The organism is uncultured Lamprocystis sp., assembly GCF_903933125.1.
Lineage (GTDB): Bacteria > Pseudomonadota > Gammaproteobacteria > Chromatiales > Chromatiaceae > Thiodictyon.
On record NZ_CAIZIZ010000314.1, the window covers coordinates 1 to 3,082 of the forward strand.

General features: G+C 63.5%; 2 protein-coding genes. Both read right to left on the reverse strand.

Features of this window, described 5'->3' with window-relative positions:
• Nucleotides 1–640, reverse strand: a 640-nt coding sequence (locus QZY03_RS16135) for an asparagine synthetase B (RefSeq protein ID WP_367116223.1), incomplete at its 3' end; no start/stop codon positions are given.
• A 116-nt stretch (nucleotides 641–756) separates the two neighbouring features.
• Nucleotides 757–2,424 (reverse strand): glycosyltransferase, encoded by a 1,668-nt coding sequence (locus tag QZY03_RS16140; RefSeq protein ID WP_295582808.1) that lies wholly within the window; start codon nucleotides 2,422–2,424, stop codon nucleotides 757–759.
• Between the last annotated feature and the right edge of the window lie 658 nt (nucleotides 2,425–3,082).

Consider the following 3,082-nt stretch of genomic DNA (forward strand, 5'->3'; position numbering starts at 1 on the left):
CCAGGGTGGAACCAGGCAGGAGCTTGCGCACCGAGCGGTAGATGCTGAAGGGCGCGGGGACGTACTGGAGCAACAGAAAATACGCCAGCGCGTCCTGATCGATGGTCGCGTCGAACCCCGGCATCCGGGTGAGCGCCTGCAACTCGGAAGCGAAGGCAAACCAGCCCGGCCCCTGGGCGTAATACAGGGGCTTTTTGCCGAAGGGGTCGCGGGCCAGCAACAGACGGCGGCTCGCGCGGTGCCAGACACCGAACGCAAACATGCCGTCAAACTGTGTCACCCGGCCGGGGTCGAAGATCTCGAAGAGGTGCGGAATGACCTCGGTATCGGTATGCGAGTGAAAGCAGTGACCCTGGGCGATCAGCGCGTCACGCAACCCCTCGTAATTGTAGATCTCGCCGTTGAAAGTGACCTGCACCGATCCGTCCGCGTTGCCCATGGGCTGACGCCCCTCGTCGGAGAGGTCGATGATGGACAGCCGCCGATGGGCCAAAGCACAGCCGCCGTCCGGGTCGACCCAGACCCCGGCGGCGTCCGGCCCCCGATGCACCATGGAATCACGCACATCGGTCACGATGCGACGCAACGCATCGGCATCGAAGCCCCCGGACTCAGTCAAAATACCTGCTATGCCGCACATGTCGTCACCGCATCTCCACGTGTTGTCTTGAACGCCAGATCGCCGCGGGTGAGGCGACTTCCGTCAAACGCGCATGGTAACGGGATTTCCGTGCCGCTGTATCCGGCTGCCGCGGATCACCGTGCGAACCCATAGGTCTCCAGGGTCGCCGCGACCATCCGCTCCAAACCGAACCGTTCCGCTACGAACGCGGGACCGGCGCTGCCGAACCGCCGCCGCAATCCCTGATCATCCAACAGCGATAGCAGCGCGGCAGCGAGTGCGGCCGTGTCCGGCTGCTCGACAAACAGACCGGTGACACCATGCAGCAGGGCCTCCCGGGCGCCGCCGCCGCCGCACACCACCGCGGGCGTGCCGACCGCCTGCGCCTCAATGACGACATTGGGCGTTCCTTCCCAGCGGGACGCCAGCAACAGCACGTCGAACGCGGACAATGCCAGGATGCTTTCTTTGGTCGGCGGGACCAGGCGCACGCGGTCCCCGAGGCCGGCCTGGGCGAGCTTTTCCTCCAGGTTGGACTGCAAGGGACCGGCACCGAACAAGAGCCCGCGGATGTCGTCGCGTTCGGAGGTCAAACGGATCAGGGTGTCGACCCAAAGTGCGGGGCGCTTCTCTGCCGAGAGGCGGAACATCCCACCGACCAGCCTGGCCTGCTCGGGGATCCCGTAGCACTGCCTGAACTCGGCGATCCGGTCCGGCGCGGCACGGGTCACCCCATCGCTGTCGAGCCCGTTGTAAATGATCTGGAATCTGGCATCTTCGAGCCCAAGCCAGTTCCCATAGTCGGCGGCCCCACCATGACTGTTGTTGACATAGACCGTTTCCGGGCGAGTCGCCATGGCCCGGTACGCGGGCCGCATGAATGGCTGCAGGATGTACGGAAAATGCACCGGACTGACATTGCGACCGGACAACAGCACCCGCGGTACCCCGGCCATGAGTGCCGCCAGACCGGCACACACACAACTGTGGTCCAGCCAGGCGTGAACGACGGCTGGACGCAATTCACGGAAGGTGATGTAGAGGTTCGCGACCTCTTGTGCGATCTCGGGCGGAAATCTGTGTAGCAGGGGCCGAAGTTGTTGCGTCAAACGCGCGACCGGCTGGGACTCATGGCGATCCCAAGCGTCGAGATTACTCATCGGCCCCTGCACTTCCTGGACATTCGCCCCGGCGGTAACAAGTTGTTCGAAAAAGAAATCGTTGCCAGGCGGCGAAAACAGATGGGAAACAAGGACGGTCACGTCCGCATCGCCGCCACGGCGCAGGCCGAGCACGGTATTCACAATCTGGCGCTCGGCACCGCCCGCGACCAAAGTCGGACAGGCCATGATGATACGGTCAGGGACGGGCGCATCGGGGGCCGGCAGTACGTGATTCGTTGAGTCCAACAACCGGGTCAACCGATACCGCGCGATCCCTTCCAGCAAGGCCGTTCGGCCCGGCATCACCGCCCCCACCCGGGAGACAATCGCCAGAATCAGCGACCAAAGTTTGCTGAGGACCTTGAACACCGCCATCAACACGAGCGACCGGGAACTCCAGCGGTCGAGATCCCAGAACACCATGCTCCTGACGCCGCCACGCAACGCGGTGCGGATCATCCGCGCGGTGATGCTGTCACGACCGCCGATATAGACGATTCGCCGCGCCATCCGCGGCGGCAGACGCCACGAAAACTCAGCCGGCAGGAACGCGCCGACACGCTCCGCTGACAGACCGGAGTCGACCGGAGGCGTCGAGAGAACGCTGAGAACCCCGGCTTCCGCCAAGAGGGCTTGCAATTGCGCAGTCGACAAAGTAAACGGGATCGCCAGCGTCAGGTCGCCTTCGCCATGCGCCGCGCACCAAGCGAGGGCGGCGGCGACGCGCGGATCGACCAGTCCTTCATGTCGGGCTTGGCAAGAAGACCCTCGAACACTGAATGATTGCGCTGCCAGGATCATCTCCGTCGTTGAAATCGCTGATTGGCGATGGCGTTGGATAAGGAAAGAGAGCAAGCCACAGATGCAGCGCAGAGAACCGAACGTCCGCCGACAGCATCATCGAACGTGATCTCCAGCGCGATGTCGAAGCCGCTGACCACCGAGCATCAGGCTATCATAGGACACACTGATTGTCCTATGCCCGCACGCGCCTCATCGTTGCGCCGCGCAGCCGACATCAGGACTCGGAGCGTAAGTCGTTGCATCCCAAGATCATCCGCCTGGCGCCGGTTGACATACGCACATAGGCGCTCGTACTACCGAGGTCGTCCTCGTTCCAAGGACTCGATGTCGACAAGGGCGCAACATCAGCACCCAGCAGTTCCAAATTTGGGTGGCCGCCGCCAACAGCGTGTCGGCAGCGAGGCCGATGGTGGATGCGCTGCGCTTATCCACCCTACAAAACCAGCTCCGTTGTAGGGTGGATAAGGCGCGCCGCTCGGTCTCAGGGACTCGG